The following is a 16,953-nucleotide window of genomic DNA, read 5'->3' as shown; positions in this document are numbered from 1 at the left end:
TAGGTCGCTTTTTATAATTTAAATCAAACAGTTAATTTTACAGCTTGGCTAACTCAACTTTCTGTTCGGCCAGTTTATCCATATCGCGTTTGAACTCAGCCAGTTTAGCGCGCTCTTTATCCAGCACGGCAGCAGGCGCTTTGGCGACAAAGCCTTGATTACTGAGTTTGCCCTCCACCCGCGCCATTTCTTGGGTGAGTTTTTCCAGTTGCTTGTCAATACGCGCCATTTCGGCGGCCACGTCGATAAGCCCCGCCATCGGGATCAGCAACTCCATTTCCCCTACCAACTGGGTGGTGGACATAGGCGCAGTTTCATCTGCGCTCAACACGCGGATAGATTCAAGTTTCGCCAGTGCCATCAGGAATGACTGATTAGCGTCCAGTCGCGCTTGATCTTCAACGCTGACGCCACGCAGCAGCATATTCAGTGGCTTGCCGGGGCCGATATTCAGCTCGGCGCGGATATTACGTACGGCGGTGATCACCTGTTTCACCCACTCCAGATCGGCTTGCGCTTCTGGATTGGCCTTCTCGGGCTGATATTCAGGGAATGCCATTAACATCAGCGTTTCACCTGTAACACCTGCCAGCGGTTTCACCCGCTGCCAGATGGTTTCAGTGATATATGGCGTCAATGGGTGCATCAGTCGCAGTAGCTGTTCCAGCACGGTGACCAGCGTGTGGCGAGTACCGCGCAGTTCGGCTGCGCTGCCACTTTGCAGTACCGGCTTGGTCAGTTCCAGATACCAGTCACAGAACTGATTCCAGGTAAATTCATATAGGGTGTTGGCCGCCAAGTCGAAACGGAAGGCATTGATGTGGTCATCAAAAGTTTTCACGGTTTCGTTGAACAGGCTGATGATCCAGCGATCGGCCAGTGACAAGGTCATTTCACCACCGCTTTGACCACAATCTTGCTCTTCGGTGTTCATCAACACATAGCGCGATGCGTTCCATAGCTTGTTGCAGAAGCTGCGATAACCATCAAGACGCTTCATATCCCAGTTGATATCGCGGCCGGTTGATGCCATGGCAGCCAAGGTAAAGCGCAGCGCGTCGGTGCCGTGGGCTTCAATGCCATCGGCAAACTCTTTGCGGGTGCTCTTTTCAATCTTGGCGGCCAACTGTGGCTGCATCATGTTGCCAGTACGTTTTTGTACCAGCGATTCCAAATCGATACCGTCGATCATATCCAACGGATCCAGCACGTTGCCCTTGGATTTGGACATCTTGTTGCCTTGTTCGTCGCGGATAAGGCCGGTGACATACACAGTTTTGAACGGCACCTGCGGCTTGCCATCTTCGTCTTTGATGAAGTACATGGTCATCATGATCATGCGCGCCACCCAGAAGAAGATGATGTCAAAGCCGGTCACCAACACATCTGAGGGATGGAAGGTTTTCAGTTCAGGCGTTTGTTCTGGCCAGCCGAGGGTGGAGAAGGTCCACAGCGCCGAGCTGAACCAAGTATCCAGTACGTCATCGTCCTGGCGCAGGGCAATGCTGTCAGCCAGTTGGTATTCGGCGCGCACTTCGGCTTCGTTGCGGCCAACATAAACATTACCGGCTGCGTCATACCAAGCCGGAATGCGGTGACCCCACCACAATTGACGGGAAATACACCAGTCTTGAATATCGCGCATCCAAGAGAAATACATGTTCTCGTACTGCTGTGGCACAAATTTGATATCGCCGTTTTCGACCGCTTCGATGGCGGTTTTCGCCAGCGGTTTGACCGACACGTACCATTGGTCAGTTAGCAGCGGTTCGATAACTACGCCGGAACGGTCGCCATAAGGCACCTTCAGTGCGTGAGGTTCGATTTTTTCCAGCAGCCCCAAGGTTTCAAACTCGGCCACCACAGCGTCACGGGCTTTGAAGCGTTCCAGTCCGGCGTAGCGTTCTGGCAAACTGTTATCCAGCGTAGTGTTCTGGCTGCCATCACTGTTCAGCACTTCGGCGATGCTGCGGATATCACCGTTGAGGGTCATGATGCTAAACATCGGCAGACTATGGCGTTTGCCAACTTCGTAGTCATTGAAATCGTGGGCTGGGGTGATCTTCACGCAGCCAGTACCGAACTCGCGATCGACATATTCATCGGCAATGATCGGAATGCGGCGATTGACGATAGGCAGGATGATCTCTTTGCCAATCAATGAGGCATAACGCTCATCTTGTGGATGCACCGCCACGGCGCTATCACCGAGCATGGTTTCTGGGCGGGTAGTGGCAACAATCAGATAATCTTTGCCATCGGCGGTCAGCGCATCACCCGCTAGCGGATAACGGAAGTGCCACATGTGGCCCTGTTTTTCCTTGTTTTCCACTTCCAGATCGGAAATCGCGGTGTGCAGTTTGGGATCCCAGTTCACCAGGCGTTTGCCACGGTAGATCAGCTTGTCTTTGTACAGCCGGACAAACACTTCCTGCACCGCTTTGGACAGGCCTTCATCCATGGTGAAACGTTCACGATCCCAGTCAACAGACGCGCCCATACGGCGTAACTGTTTGGTGATGGTGCCGCCGGATTGTTCTTTCCATTGCCAGACCTTGTCGATAAAGGCATCGCGGCCCAAGTCATGGCGGCTCTTGCCTTGTTCGGCTTCCAGCTTGCGTTCCACCAGCATCTGGGTGGCAATACCCGCGTGGTCAGTTCCCACTTGCCACAGGGTATTTTTGCCTTTCATGCGCTGATAACGGATCAGCGTGTCCATGATGGTGTCTTGGAACGCATGGCCCATGTGCAGGCTGCCGGTGACGTTTGGCGGCGGGATCATGATGCTGTAGTTGCCTTTGCTGCTGTCGCCGCTGGGTTTGAAATAGCCTTTCTCTTCCCAGATTTGGTAAAGGGCCTGCTCAATCGACTTGGGGTTATATGTTTTTTCCATGGGAACCAGTTTTCTCAAACAAAATTAATGGGTTGTGTTGCTAAATCTTGAGTATTGAGCGCTATGCCCTGAGCGCGATACTGACGGTAACGCTCCCGTGCTTGTTGTTTTTGCGCTGCATCATCTGCAACAAAATCAATAATCTGGCTGAAGTTGCCCGCAAATGCTGGGACTTCATATGCCAGATTGAGCAGCACTGGCCGCCGCACATTGGGGCCAAGCCTGTCAAATCCTATCTCTACCGGCGCACCGTTTTTTGGCCCTTCACCTTTGAGGTTATGGGGCACAAAGGCGCTGGGTTCAAATTGCCACAGCAACTCATCTACTTGGTACGCCTGCTGCTGATCTTCACAGTGTAGATACAGCCATTGCCCCTGCTGAAAATACTGCTGTGCCAAACGGCAGGCCAGTAGCGACACCTGTTCGCTGACATTGGCGGCCGGATTTGCGGGCAGCAGATAAAACAGTGCTTGGCTCATGTATCAGCAATGCCTTTGGAGATCCATTCGGGAATGGGGGATTCTACACCAAAGGGGCGGGTGGGTTAAAGTGACGTGCGCGGCTAACGCTAATTCCATTATCGCGCCAATCAACGGATTTTTGTGAGCAATTTTATGCCGAGAACAATTAGCCCGATGAAATAGCCGAAGAGCTGGACGGTGATGAGCAATGCTATCAGCCAATGGGGCGTGGCGATCGCAAAGGAAGGAATCATCAGCTTGAGCCAGTGCAGCTCCCATGGCATTAGTTTGAGGGTGAGCCAGAGCGCTAAGATGAGAGCAATTGCCAATGCGATATAATACGGTGATGACTTTCGTAAATTCACGCCACATCAGCTCATCGTCTTTTAGTTGTGACTTATCACCAGTCGATGGCTGCCATCACCGACAGGCACAAAATCCGCAAAATGATGAATCGCATCGAGAGTATCTTCATGATGGTGAGTAACGTACAGTAACTGACTGATATTACTGGCAGCAATGCGATTGAGTGCATGAAATACCAGCTTACGGTTGAGATAGTCCAGCCCCTGATAGGGTTCATCGAGAATTAACAGTGCCGGCTGTTTGATCAGTGCCCGGGCAATCAGCAACAGTCGTTGTTGGCCATAATCCAGTGAACGGAAGCCAGTCTTGGCAAATTCACTCATCTCCAGCATTTCTAGCCAGGTTTGGGCATTACTGATTTGTAGCGCGGAGGGTTTTTGATACAGACCGATGGAGTCAAAATAACCCGAGAGCAACACTTCTAGGGCGCTGCAATTTACCCGATATTGCAAGTGCAATGACGAAGACACTACGCCAATATGCTTTTTGATATCCCAGATGCTTTCGCCACTGCCGCGTTTAACGCCAAGAATGGTGATGTTATTGCTGTAACACTGCGGATGATCGCCCAAAATCAGCCCCAGCAGCGTGCTTTTACCCGCGCCATTGGGGCCGCGTAATTGCCAGTGTTCACCGCGGTTAATGGTCCAGTTGATATGTTCAAAAATCAGCGTGTCAGTGTAAGCCACTTTTACGTCAGTCAACTGCAGCAGCAGGTTGGGATAATTAGCTGCATCTTGTTGCTTTAGCAACGCCAGCATCCGCGCACTTTTCGCTTCCGATAACGCTTGCATCTGCGCCAGTAAAGGATGCTGTTGCCATGCTTCTCGGCTCAAGGTTTGTGTCAGTTGGTGGTCATCAAACAGTGCCATATGGCTGATAAACGCGGGCAGTTCATCTTCGCGGCTGGTGAGCAACAACAGCTGCGTATGTTTGGCAAGTGTTTGCAGTAGCTTGCTTAAGGCGGCGCGATGGACCACATCCAGCCCGGCATAAGGCTCGTCCAGAATTAACCATTGCGGTTGCCCAGCAATGGCTTTGGCCAACATTAAGCGGCGGGTTTCACCGGTCGATAACAGCCGAAAACCACGATCTTGCAGGTGGGTTAGGTCGGTGATTGCCAATAGCTCCGGCAGTGTCTGCAGATCACAACCATTATCCAGCAAGATCTGCGATACAGTGTCGCCGCTTTGCATCTCGCTTTCATCGTCGGCAATCTGTTGCTCCAGCAGCTTTTGTTGCTGTTGCAGCGATACACAGGCCACTTTGGCTGGCAACCCTTCGATAGTCCCTTTATGGGGTGTTAACTCACCACTCAGCAAACCCACAAGCAACTCGGCGGCTTGGCCTTGCCCGGCAAATACGCCCCAGTGTTCGCCCGGTGCGATGTGCCACTTTTCGATAAACAGTTTGCTGGAAGCGGTTTGGTATTTCAGATCCTGAATAAGCATTTGATTGTAAATATAAGCGATGACGACAGCAGGGTTCCATACTGCAATAATCGCTTCGTGAATGCCAGTAGTTAAATGGCTGACGCTATCAGTGGTTGACGGAGGTTTGCTGCTCTGCTGCCGTTGCTAGATAAGGATAGGAGGCAGTGACCGGGCCAATATTCCACAGCAGATTAACGTCGGCATTAGCTGATATTTGGCTGGTAAAGGGCGCAGGTTCACGAGTCACCCCCACTTTTTGTACCCCAATGGTATCTTCCCAAGCCCAGGCAGTACCGCCTGCGTAGCGTAATTTGATACTGTAAATTTGCGCTGGATAGTGCTGTTTAAGCACTTGTCCCATTAATGTGGCATTGGCATCCCATGCGGTGCCTGGCGTCTGCTTTGCATGCGTATCGCCCGAATTAAGTAGCACTTTTTGCCCGTGATAGTCAGTCGTTGGCAACTTCAGGGCGGTGCGTCAGGCCGTTCACATCGTTTATGCTGTGGCTCGTATTGGGCCATATATCGTCGTCGGTCAGCGGTTTACCATCTGTTCCCCGAGCCAGTAATTGGTAATGTTCCTGATCCAGTCGTTGATAAAAGAAATCACTTTGGCTGTTCTTAAAAGAGGTGTCCTGTAGCGGCACCCCACTGAGCGGAAAAGCCTGTTGCAGCTGCGCCAGTGATTGTGGGTATTCGCCATTGCGAAAATGGTACAGCTCTATTTGTGAATAGAGCGTGTCGAGATTGTTCTGCAATACCTGAGTTTGCACCGAGTTAGTACCAATGTTCCATGTCAGTCCGACTTTATGCATCACTATGAAAAAGTAGCTGTTAGCGCTAAGCATCGCTAAGACCCCAATGCTGGCCAGCAATTTGCCGCCTTGGCGTGACGTCAGTAAACCCCACACTAGCGCGATGATGCCAAAGATAATCCCTAACAGCGGGATAAATGCCAGCGCACCTATTACATAAGGAAATACTCCCAATGTGGCTGGTTCATTAACGGCAGTAGATGGCGATGTGTCGATAACTATTTCACCCGAGTAATCCTGTGTTGTTGGCATACGGCGTTGTGTTAGTAACTGGTCAACGGCTTGGTATCTTTCAGGAAATTGCGCTTGGTCAATATGGCGTAGCACCTCTTCTAGTTCGGCGGTGCTGTAACTTGAGTAATCGGGTTCCATGTCGGTGATATTGCTGTCCTAGTGTAGTTTTGCTGAGTATATGATGCCGCTGGATGACGATGATTTACAACTGTATTCCCTTAATTAAAAAGGTGCCTACAGGCACCTTTCATCGCTAGACACTTAGAGTGTCAGACTATTATTGCTACGGTCAGCATCGGGTAATTTGTGCTCGGGATCCAGCGTGGCACTTTTCACCGCTTTAGTGACGGGTAACACTAGCGTTGGCGTGCCTGTACGCATCCAGCTTTCTACTGGAACACGGAAATCCTCAGTCGTGCCATCGCTGTATTGCAGGCGCAAGGTCGCGGGCATCACCAATGGTTGCTTGCTGATAAGTGTAACGGCGGTGCCTTTGCCTTTTTTATCGTCTACCGCTTTGACGGCGGTGATCCCCATATCCAGTTGCCAGTTATTGAGATACCAACCGCGCCACCACCAGGAGAGATCTTCTCCGGCAGCACTTTCCATGAAACGGAAAAAGTCAGACGGAGACGGATGTTTATACGCCCAAGTGGCAATATATTCTTTAAATGCCGGGTCAAAACGGTCTGGCCCAAGGATCTGCTCGCGCAGTAATACTAAGCCCAGCGCACCTTTAAAATAGGCGACTGAATGACGGTATTTTTCGGCGGTTGCTTCAGCTGGTGCCATCAGCGTAGGTGCTTCTGTGTCAGCTAACACTGGTAGAATTTCATCGACCGGATTGCCACCTTTGGGGGCGTATTCACTGTCGCGTTTGGGGGCAAATTCACCCTTGTTGAAAGCATCTGAGGCATAAACGTCGATAAAGGTGTTGAACCCTTCATCCATAAAGGCATGCCGCCGCTCGTCTGAGCCCACTATCATTGGAAACCAGCTGTGGCCTAGTTCATGGGCGCTAATCCAGAACAGAAAGGCGTCATGGTCGCGCATACCGTCAAACACAATCCCTGGGTATTCCATGCCCGCGCCATGACCACCGAGATTGACGGCGACTGGCCACGGATACGGATACCACTGAGAGAAATGCTCAATGGTGCCTTTTACATACTCGGTGGAGCGATCCCATTTGGTTGGCCCAGCGGCTTCGGGAGGATATGCGGACATTGCCAGTGACGTTTTACCGTCAGGTAGATTGATGCGGGCGGCATCGATCACGAAAGCAGGCGAAGCGGCAAAGGCCACATCACGGGTGCGTTCCATGCGGAAATGCCAGTCGAGAGTGCCACTGTTAACCGGACGGCTGTCAGCTTTACCCACTTCATCTGGTTGACGGATATAAACCGTCTTGTCGCTCTGTTGTGCCTGTTTCAGCCGCTGCTGTTCGGTTTTGGTCAGCACGTCTTTGGGGTTGATCAGTTTACCTGATCCCACCACCCAATAATTCCAGGGAACGGTGACGGTATAATCAATCGTGCCATATTCCAGATAGAATTCCGAGCCGATGTAAGGGTTGTTATTCCAGCCGTGTAGGTCATCATAAACCGCCATCCGAGGGAACCACTGGGCAATTTCAAAGATTTTGCCTTGGGTGGTTGGCGTTACGGCTGTGCGTCCACCCCAGGTACCAGGAACCTGATAGCTGTAGTTGATCTCCAGTTGCAGTTTACCGCCTTTGGCCGCCAGCGGTTGCGCCAGGTCCACCCGCATACGGGTATCGTTGATGAGAAACTTGGCATCATAACTTTCACCATCAATCCGCACTGTGACTTTGTCAAAACGGTAGCCATCGGTGAACTGGCTGCGACGCCATTCAGATGCCATGGTGGAGCGGCTGTCTTTACGATAGATATTCTGATCCAGTTGAACCCATAAGGTTGGCAGACTATCTGGGCTGTTATTGGTGTAAGTGATCACTTCTTCGCCATGCAGCGTATCGCGGGCGGTGTCGATAGTCGCATGTAATTTATAATCGACCCGGTTTTGCCAGAACATGGCACCCGGTTTACCGGCACCACTGCGAATTGCGGTTGCGGGGGTCGGTAACGATAAGGGGGCGAACAGCGTTTGCGGGTCAAAGGTGTTTGCGTTCTGGGCCTCTGGTGCAGCGATAGCTAACGCTGAACAGCCCGCCATACAGATAGCGGTTGCCCTGAGCCAATTGAGCATGATGATTCCTTTATTGTTATTTTGGCAGACGGCTCCAGTAGTAAAATGAACCGGCTGAAGTGAAACAGATCCCATAACATAGCAAGTGGAATGGCTGGAGACGAGCACTGCATGGCGGACAGCAGCAAATCTTTGTTGATGGAATTGTTACAAAACGTATTGCATGGTGATGCTGCCAGATGGCGCTATATGCCTGCGGTAAGGTTGCTGTTTGTCTGCGTATCTTGCAGTAACCAATGGTTGGCGGCGTTAGCTTCAAGCACTTCCTGTAACTGATACTGTTTATAGTAACCCACGTGAATAAACGGATCTGCCTGTAACAGCTGCTCTGCTTGTTGCCTGTCGGTGCATAGCAACAGCAGCATTGCGCCTTGGTTATCCGCATATGGGCCACAAAATCGTAGCTGTCCGGCAGCGGCGAGTTGTTGTAGATGGTGCACATGCGCCAACAGCAGTTCTGGTGTTAGTCCATTGGCTTTTTTATCTGATAACAACACTAAAAAACAACGCATACCACTCCCAGAACGATGATTATTTCCTTTACGCTAACGCTGATACCAGGCGCTGGCAATAACCAGTCCTGGTATCTGATGCATTAAGCGAGTTCTGCTGAATGGGTACTTGCCAGCAAAGCCGGCTGCGTACTCTTGCGCACCACAACGGCTATCGACTTCGATGTTGGGGTTTCGCTGCGATCGCCATAGCTGTCCAGCGGAATTAACGCGTTGGCTTCTGGGAAATAAGCGGCAAGATTGCCCTTGGCAATTTCATGCGGGATCGCCTTGAAGCCAGTGATTTGCCGTTCGACATCGTCATGCCACAAACTAGTGATATCGACTAAATCACCGGTTTTCAAGCCCAGTTGTTGCATATCTGCCGGATTGAAGAACACCACGTTACGCTCACCAAATACGCTGCGATAACGGTCATCGTAACCGTAGATAGTGGTGTTGTACTGGTCATGCGAGCGCATGGTTTGCAGCAAAAACTGGTGCGCGGTTGCCGCCTTGTCTTGTGGCAGCGGCACTATGGCTTGCGGTAGTGGATAACTTATCATCTGCGCTTTACCGGATGCGGTATTCCAGCGCAGTTCTCTGGCTGAATTCCCTAAGTAGAAACCGCCGGGCGCATTTAAGCGTTGATTGAACTGGTTAAACCCTGGGATTACCTGTTCAATCAAATCACGAATGCCGTCGTAGTTGTCGGTGAGTGCCTGCCAGTTTACCGGGTTATCTGCGCCTAATGTGGCCTTAGCCATGCCTGCAACAATAGCAATTTCTGAGCGGATATTCTCACCACGCATATCAATTTTGCCGGCAGAGGCGTGCACCATAGAAAACGAGTCTTCTACCGTTATCTGCTGTGGCCCCGATGCTTGAATATCGATATCGGTGCGCCCCAGACAAGGCAATATCAGTGATACTTTTCCGGGATTAACATGGGTACGGTTAAGCTTGGTGGCAATGTTGACGGTAAGCTCGGCATTACGCATGGCCTCAGCAACAATGGCGGTATCGGGGGCGGCGGCGACCAGATTGCCACCGAGTCCGATAAAGACCTTGCTATCACCACGGCGCAGTGCTTCCAAGGCGGCAACTACGCCGTGCCCCGCTTTTCTTGACGGTTCAAAGTTAAACACCTGCTGCATCCGATCCAAAAAGGCGGCAGAGGGTTTTTCATTGATGCCAACGGTACGATCCCCTTGCACATTGGAATGACCACGCACCGGACATAGCCCGGCACCTTCCTTACCTACTTGACCAAACAGCAGTTGTAGATTCACCAGCTCCTGAATGGTGGCGACTGAGTGTTTATGCTGGGTGATGCCCATGGCCCAGGTGACAATCACTTTATCCGCCGCCTGGTAGATATCCGCCGCTTGAGTAATTTGCTGTTGGCTCAGCCCTGATTGCTGTTCTATCTGTTGCCAAGAGGTGGCATCAACTTGTGCCAGATAATCGTTTAGCCCTTGAGTATGTTGCTCAATAAACGCCAGATCAAACACGGAGTTACCCTGAGAAACGGCTTCACGGTGACGCGCTAGCAACACTTTGACCATGCCGCGAACCGCCGCCATATCACCCCTAACTTAGGAATGAAATAGTCGCTGGTGGTCGGCGTGTAACCATTACTGAGCATTTCTAGCGGATCTTGTGGATTGGTGAACCGTTCCAGGCCTCGTTCCTTCAAATTGTTAAAGGCTACGATACGAGCGCCGCGCTTATAAGCAGTGGCAAGGGTTTCCAGCATCCGAGGATGGTTGGTGCCAGGATTTTGCCCGAACAGGAAGATGGCATCGGCTTTTTCGAAATCTTCGATGCGTGTTGTTCCTTTCCCCACACCGATAGCTTCGGCTAAGCCTACACTGGTGGCTTCGTGACACATGTTAGAACAGTCGGGGAAATTATTAGTACCAAAACGGCGGGCGAATAGCTGATAGGTAAACGCCGCTTCGTTGCTGGCGCGGCCAGAAGTATAAAACTCCGCCTGATCCGGTGTCGCCAGTGCGTTCAGGTGCTTAGCAATTAATGCAAAAGCTTCGTCCCAACTGATAGCTTGATAATGATCGGTTTCCGCGTTGTAACAGACGGGTTCACTGAGTCGCCCCTGAAATTCCAACCAATAGTCGCTTTGTTTATTGAGCCAACTGACGCTATGTTCGGCAAAAAAGTCGTGCCCCACGCGTTTAGACGTGGCTTCCCAATTGACAGCCTTAGCACCGTTTTCACAGAAACGGAAACGTCCTGGAACCCCTTTTTCACCCCAAGCACAACCGGGGCAGTCAAAACCATGATCCTGATTGGTCCGTAGCAGGTTCATCATGTTTTTGGCAACATTTTCACTTTTCAGCAGATGTTCAGTGGTCGCTTTGAGGGCGCCCCAACCACCGGCCGAACCGGAATACTCTTTGTAACTCATTTTTACCTCGTCTGCAGCGATACAGCTGTCGTTGTTCTGCTTCCATACGGAGAGAGCAAGCGTAAATTAAATTGTGATGTATATCACGTTATGGCGGCTAATTTAGCGCTGATGGAACTGACAGGCAAGCAGCTTATGCGATAAAAATCTATAAGTAACAAAATGTTGCATAAATGTTTATGTCGCAATTGGGGCTTGGCGCGCCGTTAGCCACTTAACTAGCGGCGTTTTAGGATAGATGAGCAGATACGAGAAAAACGGCGAGTATGGTCTGCGTGACAACGCCACCATGTTACGTAATTGCTGGCGCGGCAGCCGAGGTCGGCGTGCCAACTTCTAGGGTTACAGCCAACGACTGCCAAGAATAATAGCAGGTGCAAAAGTCATTATGGAAACGGCTACAGATTGTTGAACCACTAGGCGTTGACGCTACTTACGCTAAGGATTACTGAGCTTTTGCGCCATGGTATTTGCTGTACGTTCAAAGGTCAGCGAGACGCGGGTGAACATCCCTTCAATCATTTCCAACTGTTCCAACGATAGTTGTTCTTCACGTATTGCCTGTAATAATTCGGCACTGCGGTCTGTAAATGCCGGCCACTGCTGGCCTCGGCTACAGGCGAGAAAAGCCTGTGCCAGAGCGTGCTGCCATCTGTCCAACAGTGGTTCCAGCCGTTGGTCGCTGACACTTTGTAGTAAACGCCGTAGCCGTGTGGAAACGTGCCCGAGATTCAAGCCAGTCAGCCCTAGATCGGTCATTTCTCTGGCATTGTCAGATGCGGCTTTGTCATAGTTGGCAAGTCGCAGCAAGCGATCGCCCATGCGGGCATTAAACCAGTCTTCTGGGGCGTGATGCTCTGATATTTCTACCAGATCATCTGCCGTTGCTTGCAGCAAGCGACGCTGCATTACTGGGATACCTGGGCCGGTAATCAGTTTGAACAGCCAGTACAGAATGGTTACTCCAACCCCTATCGCTAGGGCATTACTAAGCGTGTAATCCACGGCGAAGGCATAACTCATATCATTGGCCGGGCGCACGAGGATCACAAAGGGAATACACAGCCCCAGGCCATATGGCAGGGTTGGCCGATTAGCCAACGCCATCAAACCGACAAAAAATGGCCCGATAAGCACCAGGATTAAAATCTCGAAATCACCAGAACTTTGCGCTAGCAGGTTGAGTGCAAAAAATATGGCTAATGGTGTCGAGATGGCAACCCCCACTAAGAGTCGTCGCAGCACTAGCATCAGTAAGGTCAATGGTAAGCGAGCCATCATCATGGAAAAGATCACCGGCAGGATCATTAACATCAGCGCCGCAGACGATGCCGTACCTATCCAAATCCCCGCCCCGATAAGGAACAAAACTGCCGTACGAAAACCGGTAGTCAGGCCAATCAATGGATCGCGATGTGGTCGCAGTGCTGGAGCATTAAGCAAGGAATGGCCACTATTTTCCAGGGCATCATAGGCTTTTAGCACCATCACCAGATCAGAAATCAGCTCGGTGGCAACCTTTAGCAGGCGGCTTTGCAGAGGTTGTCCGCAGGGCAGTTTATTCCGCAAGTGGATGAGTTGACGCCGTTGCTGCTGCGCCAACTGGTAACATTCCTGGTAGTCACGGGAGGCCGACATCTGCATAAAGCTCTGGCGCAGCTGCTGCAACATCGTCTGCAAGGTGTGTGAGAGTTGCTCAGGGTGATTACGTTGCAAACGGCCAAAGATCTGGATCACCGCCAGTAATGACATGACTTTGTTACATAAAAGATTGGCCGCTCTACCACGTCCAGGCCCCTCTGGCCCTTCGTAAACTACGGCGCTGGAATCATCATTCAGTGCCGCCAGTTGTTCCAAAATCGTATCAATATATTGATGCCGTTTTTCATGAGAGCCATCTGTTGCCAACTCCTGAACCAGATAATCCAGTGTCCGGTTGATAACGCTACGGGATTGTTGTCTTAGTCCGCTGGCAACCGATTGCGGCCAGAGCAGTAAGCTGACCAGCACCGCACACAGCGCCCCTACAATGATTTCACTGACGCGTGATTGTGCAACTTGGAAAATGGCATCTGAGGTGGCAGTTGTTGGGCTTACCATCACCAGCAATACGATCAGACAAGGCGTAATCCCGGTCATGGCAAAGGCGTAGATAAAGTTGATGGAGCTGACCATTGCCGACAAACCGGCATTGAGTCCGAGCCATAACGCTAATGCCAGAATTGCCAGTTCTGGATAACCGGCAAAAGCTTGCAAGATGGCGATCCCTACCGCCCCGCCTACTAAGGTGCCAATTATCTGCATCAGCCCTTTTTCAATCACCAGGCCGCTCTCTGGACGGATCTGCAAAAATACGGCAGAAATAAGTGCCCAATAGGGGCGATCCAGATTCAGATACATCGCCACAAATAACGCCAGCGTCATGGCAATCACGCCCTTGGTCGCAAAAATCAGCGTGCGTTTATCAGGCGTCAAAAACACCGCCTGTACCGGCGATAGTGTCATGAGTTACTTGTCCTGCAGGAAAATGGAAACTGTCATCCCGGCACTGAGATTGATGTCTGCGGGAATGTTGTCCAAATGAATGTCTACCGGAATACGCTGTGCTAACCGCACCCAGTTGAATGTCTGCTGGATTTGCGGCAGCAGTTGGCCGTTACTGCTGACATTGGTGTCAGCAATGGCCTTGCCAATGCTGGTGACGGTTCCGCTTAATGGCTTGCCACCGCTCATCAGGCTGATTTTAGCCGTCTGTCCAACATGAATAAGTGGCAGCTTGGTTTCTTCAAAATAGCCGGTGACATATAGCGAACCTGTTTGTACCAGCGACAGGACGGCTGTGCCCTGATGTACATAGTTCCCTGGCCGCAGCGTAAGATTAATGATGGTGCCATCTTCAGGTGCGCGAATAACTGTTCGGTGCAAATTAATGCGGGCGGTATTGAGTTCCGCTTGTGCCAATTGGAAAGCCGCCTTGGCTTGTTCCGTGGTGATCCGTGCGGTTTCTAGATCTTCTTCACTGATAACTTCCCGTCCAGTCAACTGTTTACGGCGTTCATATTTGTGGTTAGCCAGATCCCAAGCATATTGCTTGCTCTCTAGCTGTGCCTGTAGTTCAGCCAACGCCGCTTGGTAACGGGTGGCATCAACTAAAAACAGTAAATCACCTTTATGTACTTGTTGGTTATCCTGTACTTCAACACTGTTGACCCAACCGGAAACGTCCGGGGCGATAGTAATAATATTGGCGCGGATGCGGCCATCCCGGGTCCAGGGTGAGTACAGATAGTGATCCCAGACCCAGCGTCCGGCGATAATTGCGACCACTAGTACCGCGAGGGTGAGAGCTACACGCAGTAATTTTCCCATAACAGACTTCATCTCCCGAACAAGTAAACAACCAGGGCCAGATAACAGATGTACAGTGCCGCCTCAAACCAGGCGACTTTCCAGATTTTCTGATATAGCCCGGATATATGCAGTATCTGGCGGGTGACGAACGATATGACAAACGCCAGTGGTGCAAACACCACCAAAGGACTGAACAGCAATCCCCCGAGCGCTAATTCTTCAAGCATGACGGTAGCTCAAACCTGTAAACAAAGTTGGCAATGATGGTAAGCATAAGAGATAACGGCAAATACTCCCAAGCGGAGTATGCCAATCGCCGTGAGCGATGCGGCAAAGCCTAACATAGAATTTCTGGCGGCTGATAGGGGGAACCTTGTTTACCCGTAAAAGTTTGGCAAATTTTACATACACCAGAGTGAAAAAGAGGTAAGTTCTCTTTGAATAACCGATGGTTATCTATGGCCTTTAAAGATTATTCAGTTTGAAAGGCCGATTGAAAATTTCAAAGATTAAGGGAGTTGTTATTGTGAAGCGTCATGTTGCCATTATTGGTTGTGGTCATGTAGGAGCCGATGTTGCTTTTAGTTTGGTGACCCAAAATTTAGCTGATCACATCAGTCTGTTTGATATCAATGCGGCTAAAGCGGCCAGTGAACAACTGGAATTGCAAGATATGGCGGCACTCATCGGCTCTCGGGTACATATCGATAATAATGATGCAAGCCAACTGGCGGCAGACATTGTGGTGATGGCCGTTGGCCCCAGCAAGACGCAAACAGTCGATAGATTACGTGAGCTAGATGAAACAGCTAAAGCTGCCAGCATGTGGGTGCCTAAAATGTTGGCGGCCGGATTTAGCGGTGTGTTGATTAACATCACCAACCCTTGTGATGTGATCACCACTCTTTTGGCAAAACAGTTGGAACTGCCCGCGGGACAGGTTTTTGGTACTGGCACCTCACTCGACAGTGCTCGTATGAAGCGAGTGGTTGGTACCTTACTCGATGTCGATCCTGCCAGTATTGAGGGTTATGTCATGGGAGAACACGGCGAATCCCAGTTTGTAGCCTGGAGCAGTGTCCGGGTTGGCGGGTTACCACTAACACAGTGGCCTCAGGCCGCGCATGCTGATTATGACGCGATGGCAACGGCTATTCGTCGTGGTGGTTGGGACGTGTTGACCGGCAAAGGCTGGACCAGTTTTGGTATTGCTACGGCTACCGCTAAACTGGTTGATGCGGTATTCAGCGATGCCCGCAGAGTTTTTGCTGTATCGGCAATGGACTCACAATTGGGCGTTCATATCGGCCAGCCCGCAGTGGTAGGGGCCAGCGGGATTATTCATCCCATCGCTATCCCATTGGCTGCCGATGAACAGGCCAAATATCAGGCATCCGCAGCGGTGATCCGTCAGGCAATGCACAAAATTGGTTGAGCGTTGTGCCGATTTCAGGTGATACCTAGTGCAAAATGGTGCCACTTCAATTAAGTGCTCTGGATCAAATTACTGCAACATTCATGGCTTAGATGTGGTAAACTGCGCGGCTGAATTCACCGATTAACCGAGAGTAAACCGATTATGTCTGAAAAGTTCACGACAGTTGAACAGCAAGCAAGCTACGGTGTGGGTCGCCAGCTAGGAGAACAGTTGGCCGCTAACTCTTTTGATGGCCTCGATATCCCAGCCGTACAGGCGGGACTGGCAGATGCCTTTGCTGGCGCTGAAAGTGCGGTCAGCATGCAGGAACTGCAGCACGCCTTTACCGAGATCAGCACCCGTATCAAACGTGCTCAAGAAGAAGCTGCAGAAGCCGCTTCCGCTGAAGGTCAGGCTTTCTTGGCTGAAAATGCCAAACGTGCGGGTGTGGTAGTGACCGACTCAGGTCTGCAATATGAAGTCATCACCGAAGGTACTGGTGCTAAACCGACTTATGACTCTACCGTGCGTACTCACTATCACGGTACTTTTACTGACGGTAAAGTGTTTGATAGTTCCGTGACCCGTGGTCAGCCTGCTGAGTTCCCGGTTTCTGGCGTTATTGCTGGTTGGACCGAAGCGCTGCAACTGATGCCGGTCGGCTCCAAGTACAAACTGTATGTGCCACATCATCTGGCTTATGGTGAGCGGGGCGCTGGCGCGGCGATTCCGCCGTACTCGACCTTAGTGTTTGAAGTCGAGTTGCTCGATATTTTGTAATTGTAAATCGCTTGGGTTCGCCCAGGCGTTTTTTTTGTGTGTAAGAAGGAGGGAT

13 protein-coding genes and 1 pseudogene are annotated in these 16,953 nt (G+C 50.9%); 2 read left to right on the top strand and 12 right to left on the bottom strand.

Annotated features, from left to right (window positions below; translation table 11 throughout):
- Window positions 1-37: 37 nt before the first annotated feature.
- The 12 genes and pseudogenes from KHX94_RS04650 to KHX94_RS04595 all read right to left on the bottom strand — a co-directional run bounded on the left by KHX94_RS04650 (window position 38) and on the right by KHX94_RS04595 (window position 14,928).
- On the bottom strand, window positions 38-2,893 hold the full coding sequence (locus KHX94_RS04650; RefSeq protein WP_213682553.1) for a valine--tRNA ligase: 2,856 nt from the start codon (window positions 2,891-2,893) through the stop codon (window positions 38-40).
- 14 nt (window positions 2,894-2,907) lie between these two features.
- Complete coding sequence (locus KHX94_RS04645) at window positions 2,908-3,372, bottom strand: DNA polymerase III subunit chi (RefSeq protein ID WP_213682552.1); 465 nt, start codon at window positions 3,370-3,372, stop codon at window positions 2,908-2,910.
- 110 nt (window positions 3,373-3,482) lie between these two features.
- Entirely contained in the window at window positions 3,483-3,719 is a 237-nt protein-coding gene (locus tag KHX94_RS04640) for a hypothetical protein (RefSeq protein ID WP_213682551.1), read from the bottom strand.
- Window positions 3,720-3,740: 21 nt separating this feature from the next.
- Window positions 3,741-5,171, bottom strand: a complete 1,431-nt coding sequence (locus tag KHX94_RS04635; RefSeq protein ID WP_213682550.1) for an ATP-binding cassette domain-containing protein — start codon at window positions 5,169-5,171, stop codon at window positions 3,741-3,743.
- An 88-nt stretch (window positions 5,172-5,259) separates the two neighbouring features.
- A complete protein-coding gene (locus tag KHX94_RS04630; RefSeq protein WP_213682549.1) occupies window positions 5,260-5,586 on the bottom strand; it encodes a hypothetical protein in 327 nt (108 codons plus the stop codon).
- Between the two features lie 16 nt (window positions 5,587-5,602).
- Window positions 5,603-6,340 carry a hypothetical protein gene (locus tag KHX94_RS04625; RefSeq protein ID WP_213682548.1) on the bottom strand — a complete coding sequence of 246 codons (738 nt, stop codon included), beginning with the start codon at window positions 6,338-6,340 and terminating at the stop codon, window positions 5,603-5,605.
- A gap of 123 nt (window positions 6,341-6,463) precedes the next feature.
- Entirely contained in the window at window positions 6,464-8,431 is a 1,968-nt protein-coding gene (locus KHX94_RS04620; protein ID WP_213682547.1) for a M1 family metallopeptidase, read from the bottom strand.
- A 185-nt stretch (window positions 8,432-8,616) separates the two neighbouring features.
- Entirely contained in the window at window positions 8,617-8,943 is a 327-nt protein-coding gene (locus KHX94_RS04615; RefSeq protein WP_213682546.1) for a YciI family protein, read from the bottom strand.
- Between the two features lie 83 nt (window positions 8,944-9,026).
- Window positions 9,027-11,350 (bottom strand): annotated as a pseudogene (locus KHX94_RS04610) (FdhF/YdeP family oxidoreductase).
- A gap of 438 nt (window positions 11,351-11,788) precedes the next feature.
- A complete protein-coding gene (locus tag KHX94_RS04605; protein ID WP_213682545.1) occupies window positions 11,789-13,855 on the bottom strand; it encodes an FUSC family protein in 2,067 nt (688 codons plus the stop codon).
- Between the two features lie 3 nt (window positions 13,856-13,858).
- The gene (locus tag KHX94_RS04600) at window positions 13,859-14,719 is read right to left on the bottom strand and encodes an efflux RND transporter periplasmic adaptor subunit (protein ID WP_213682544.1); all 861 of its coding nucleotides are present in this window, start codon (window positions 14,717-14,719) and stop codon (window positions 13,859-13,861) included.
- Window positions 14,720-14,727: 8 nt separating this feature from the next.
- Window positions 14,728-14,928, bottom strand: a complete 201-nt coding sequence (locus KHX94_RS04595) for a DUF1656 domain-containing protein (RefSeq protein ID WP_213682543.1) — start codon at window positions 14,926-14,928, stop codon at window positions 14,728-14,730.
- Window positions 14,929-15,227: 299 nt separating this feature from the next.
- Between KHX94_RS04595 and KHX94_RS04590 the strand changes: the two genes are divergently transcribed.
- Together KHX94_RS04590 and bamJ are read left to right on the top strand one after the other, a co-directional pair.
- Entirely contained in the window at window positions 15,228-16,136 is a 909-nt protein-coding gene (locus KHX94_RS04590) for a lactate/malate family dehydrogenase (RefSeq protein WP_213682542.1), read from the top strand.
- Between the two features lie 144 nt (window positions 16,137-16,280).
- On the top strand, window positions 16,281-16,898 hold the full coding sequence (gene bamJ / locus KHX94_RS04585) for a BamJ family beta-barrel-assembly machinery protein (RefSeq protein WP_213682541.1): 618 nt from the start codon (window positions 16,281-16,283) through the stop codon (window positions 16,896-16,898).
- The last annotated feature ends 55 nt before the right edge of the window (window positions 16,899-16,953 follow it).

The organism is Shewanella dokdonensis, from assembly GCF_018394335.1.
Taxonomy (GTDB): Bacteria; Pseudomonadota; Gammaproteobacteria; order Enterobacterales; family Shewanellaceae; genus Shewanella; species Shewanella dokdonensis.
Note: the sequence above shows the minus strand (reverse complement) of the source record. Positions and strands in the feature narration are given on the sequence as shown.